We start from the raw sequence: 4,409 nt of genomic DNA on the forward strand, positions 1-4,409 counted from the left end.
GGTGCGGCTGCTGCGCGAGGCGGGCCCAGCAGCAGCCCCTGCGCCAGCGAACAGCCCGCCTCGCGCAGCAGCCGCACCTGCTCGGCGCGCTCCACGCCCTCGGCCACGACCCGCAGGTCCAGCACCGCCCCCAGCTCGCACAGCGTGCGCACCGCGGCCACCGCGCGCGGCCCCTGGCCGCCGTCCAGCTCCGCCACCAGCGAGCGGTCCAGCTTCAGCCCGTCCACCGGCAGCCGCCGCAGCGGCGCCGGCGACGCCCCGCCCGGACCGCCCGGACCACCCGCCGCCGGACCGCCCGCCGCGAAGCCGTCCAGCACGACGCGCGCCCCGGTGGCGCGCAGCTGCGCCAGCCGCGCCCCCACCACGTCCGGGTCGGCCTCCAGCACCCGCGCCGGCACGTCCAGCACCAGCGCCCCCGGCTCCAGGCCCGAGGCCGTCAGGGCCCGCAGCACGTCCTCGGCGCCCGAGCGCGACAGGGCGTGCTGCACCGACGGGTTCACCGTCATCGACAGCCCCGGCACCTGCCGGCGCCACAGCGCGGCGCGCGCGCACGCCGAGCGCAGCACCCACCGCCACAGCTCGTCCACCGCCGGGGAGCGCTCGGCGCCCACCAGGAAGGCGCCCGGCTCCAGCAGCCCGCGCGTGCGGTGCCGCCAGCGCAGCAGCGCCTCCACGCCCACCACGGCCCCGTCCGACAGCCGCACCAGCGGCTGGTAGAGCAGCTCGAACTCGCCCTCGGCCACGGCCCGCTGCAGGTCCGGCTCCAGCTGCCGGCGCAGCACGTCCGCGTCGTGCGCGTCCGCCCCGAACACCACGACCGCGCCGCCCGCGGCGGCCTGCCCGTCCCCCCGCCCCAGCGCCTTGGCGCGGTACATGGCGCTGTCGGCGCGGCGCAGCACCTCCGCGGCGCCCAGCTCCGCCGAGCCCACCGCCAGGCCGGTGCTGACGCCCACCCGCACCGAGCGCCCGTCCACCTCCAGCGGCGCGGTCAGCTCCGCGCACACGCGCTCGGCCAGCCGGTGCGCGGCCCGCTCCGGCTCGTGGGCGCGCACCACCACCGCGAACTCGTCGCCGCCCAGGCGCGCGGCGAAGTCGTCCCCGCGCAGGCAGCGGCGCAGCCGGCGCGCCACCCGGCCCAGCACCTCGTCGCCCGCGGCGTGCCCCAGCGCGTCGTTCACCCCCTTGAAGCCGTCCAGGTCCACGAACAGCACCGCCGTGCCCAGCCCGTCCGGGGCCGCCGCGCGCAGGGCCACCTCCAGGTGGCGCAGCAGCGCCGCCCGGTTCGGCAGGTTCGTCAGGGGGTCCGTGGAGGCCGCCTCCACCGCGCGCACCGTGTCGGCGTGGCTCAGCGCCGTGCTGGCGTGCTCGGCGAACGCGCGCAGCACCGTGGCACCCACCGCGTCCAGCGGCTGCGCACCGGCCTCCACCACCAGGGCGCCCACCCCGCGGCCGTTGATGTGCACGCCCGCCGCGGCGGGGGCGCCGTCACCGCCCGGGGAGACCCCGAAGCCGTCCAGGGCGGCCGCCGCCGCCAGCGCGCGCGCCGGCTCCAGCACCGGCTCGCCGACGGCCGCCACCACCCGCAGGCGCATCTGCGAGCGCGGGTCCGCCAGCACCAGGGACACCGCGCGCGAGCCCAGCAGCTCCGAGGAGCTGGTGGCGATCTGCAGCAGCAGCTCCGGCAGGGGCCGGCGCCCGGCCACGGCGCGCTGGAAGCGCACGGTGGTGGTCAGGACCTGCTCGCGCTGGCTGAGCGCCTGCTGCAGGCGGCTGCGCTCGGCGGCGCCGCGGGCGTCCTGCTGGCGCAGCCGGCGCTCCCGCTCGCGCCCGTGCCGGGCCAGCACCACCAGGCCCGCCACGCGGGCCACCAGCTGCACCGCGCGCAGGTCGCCGGGCTCCACCGCGGCCCCCTGGACGCGCTCGGCGGCGCGGCCGACGACCACGCGCACCCCCGTCAGGTCGGGCACGTCCACCACGACCGCGCGCACCCGGCCCAGGCCGGGCACGGCGAAGGTGCCGCCGCCGTCGTGCACCACGCGGGCCAGGCCGCGCTCGGGCACCGAGCGCGGCCCCAGCCCCACCCCGCCGTGCACGTGCCCGCCCTCGCACACCGCCACGACGTCGGCGTCCACCAGGTCGGCGACGACCGCGGCGGCGCGCTGCAGGACCTCCCGCTCGCCGGGCGCGCCGGACAGCTCGGCCAGCACGTGCTCGAGCAGGTCGCCGGCCTGCGCCACGTGACCGGCGGTCACCTCGGAGACGTCCACGGCCCAGGTGTCGGCCGCGGCCGCGCTCACGTTGAGCCGCTGCCCCCGGCGTGACCCGAACGCCCCACCGCCCTTGACAACGCCTCCGCCAGGTCCCCCCTGCCGGCGACCTCGACGGCCGCCAGGCCCAGCCAGCGCGCCAGGTCGGACAGCTCCGCCGCCAGCTCCGCGGCCGCGTCCGGCGGGGCGCCCGGCTCGGCCCACGCCGCCAGCACCCGCAGCACCCCGCCGGGCGCGGCGCGGTCCGCCTTGAGGTCCACGCGCGCCACCAGCTCCTCGCCCAGCAGGAAGGGCATGACGTAGTAGCCGTGCACCCGCTGCTCGCGCGGCACGTAGAACTCCAGGCGCACCGCCACCCCGAACAGCTCCTCGGTGCGCGGGCGGTGCCACACCAGCGGGTCGAACGGCGTCAGCAGCGCCCGCGCCCGCACCCGCGGGGCCCGCGCGGACACGTGCCGGTACGCCGGGCGCCGCTGCGTGGAGGCCCACCCGCGCACCCGCACCGGCACCAGCTCACCGGCCTCCACCAGCTCGGCCACCGCCCGGCGGCACTGCTCGGGGCGCAGCCGGAAGTAGTCGCGCAGGCCGGCCTCGCCGGCCACGCCCAGGGCGCGCGCGGCCAGGGAGACCAGCCCGCGCACCGCCTCGTCCTCCGCCGGGTCCGGCGCGGCGGCCACCTCCGGCGGCAGCACCCGCGCGGTGAGGTCGTAGCGGCGCTCGAACTGCGCGGTGCGGCCGGCCGAGGAGACCTCCCCGGCGAAGAAGAGGTGCTCCAGCGCCCGCTTGACCGCCGACCAGTTCCAGCCCCAGTGCTCCCCGGGGCGCCCCGCGCCCGGCGCCAGCGCGGCCTCCACCTCGCGGGCGGTGACCGGCCCGTGCGCGGCGACGTGCGCGAGCACCGCCCCCACCAGCTCCGGCTGCTCCACGGCGACGCTGCGCACGCTGCCCCACGCGTCGTGCGCGGCGCGCGCCATGCGCCAGCGCAGCAGCCGGTGCGTGGAAGGGGCCACCAGCGAGGCCTCGTGGGCCCAGTACTCCACCAGCCGGCGCGGGCGGCGGTGCACCGCCCGGTCCACCGCCTCGCGCGGGTAGGGCCCCAGGCGGCTGAAGAAGGGCAGGTAGTGGCTGCGGCACAGCACGTTCACCGAGTCGATCTGCACGACGCCCAGGCGCTCGACGACCCGCGCCACGTGCGCGGCGCCCGGCGCGGCCGGGCGCCGCGCCGCGAAGCCCTGGGCGGCCAGCGCCGCGCGGCGGGCCTCGCCGGGGCCGATCTCCTCCACCGCCGGCGCGGGGCCCTCGCTCAGGACAGCTCCACGATCTTCTCGCGCACCGCGTAGACGACCGCCTCCATGCGCGAGTGCAGCTGCAGCTTCTCCAGCAGGTTGCGCACGTGGTTCTTCACGGTGTTCTCGCTGATGCCGAGCTGGCCGGCGATCTCGCGGTTGGCCATGCCGCGCGCCAGCAGGCGCAGCACGTCCAGCTCGCGCGGGCTCAGGCGGGGGGCGCCGACCACGCCGAGGCTGCGCTCCTCGTCGCGCCGGCGCATGGCGGCGAACTCCCCCAGCAGCAGCCCGGCCATCTTGGGGGTGATGAGGGACTGCCCGGTGACGACCGCGCGGATGGCGTCGGCGACCTCCTCGGCGGGCACGTCCTTGAGCAGGTAGCCGTTGGCGCCGGCGCGGATGGCGCCGAACAGGTCGTCCTCCTCCTCCGAGGAGGTGAGCATGAGGATGCGGGTGGAGGGGGCCACCGCCTTGATCTCCGCGCAGGCGTCGATGCCGGAGCGGCGCGGCATCCACACGTCCATCAGCACCACGTCCGGCAGCAGCTCCTCCACGCGCTGCACCGCCTCGGCGCCGTCGCAGGCCTCGCCCACGACGTCGATGTCGTCCTCGGTGGACAGGACCATCTGCAGTCCGCGGCGGAACAGGGAGTGGTCGTCGACGACGACGACGCGCACGGCGTCCGTCCCCGTCGACTGCGTGCTGCTGCTCGGCACCGGTCCTCCTCGTGGCGGCTGCGGGCCGGCGGGCCCGCCGTCCGGGATCCTGGCACGCCCGCGCCGGCCGCACCGCTCGTGGCCCGCGCTCGCGGGGGCGGGCCGGCGGGGTCCCCGCCGGCCCGCCTCCTCAGCGCGGG

Annotated in this window: 3 protein-coding genes; all 3 read right to left on the bottom strand. The window is 78.8% G+C overall.

Features of this window, described 5'->3' with window-relative positions; all coding sequences use genetic code 11:
- Positions 1 to 2,297, bottom strand: a 2,297-nt coding sequence (locus GTR00_RS15370) for a putative bifunctional diguanylate cyclase/phosphodiesterase (protein WP_166612473.1), incomplete at its 3' end; no start/stop codon positions are given.
- On the bottom strand, positions 2,294 to 3,550 hold the full coding sequence (locus GTR00_RS15375) for a winged helix-turn-helix domain-containing protein (RefSeq protein ID WP_323132512.1): 1,257 nt from the start codon (positions 3,548 to 3,550) through the stop codon (positions 2,294 to 2,296). The genes GTR00_RS15375 and GTR00_RS15370, both read right to left, overlap by 4 nt.
- A 20-nt stretch (positions 3,551 to 3,570) precedes the next feature.
- Positions 3,571 to 4,269 (bottom strand): response regulator, encoded by a 699-nt coding sequence (locus GTR00_RS15380; protein ID WP_166612474.1) that lies wholly within the window; start codon positions 4,267 to 4,269, stop codon positions 3,571 to 3,573.
- Positions 4,270 to 4,409 lie beyond the last annotated feature (140 nt).

This window comes from Kineococcus indalonis, assembly GCF_009906395.1.
GTDB classification, from domain to species: domain Bacteria; phylum Actinomycetota; class Actinomycetes; order Actinomycetales; family Kineococcaceae; genus Kineococcus; species Kineococcus indalonis.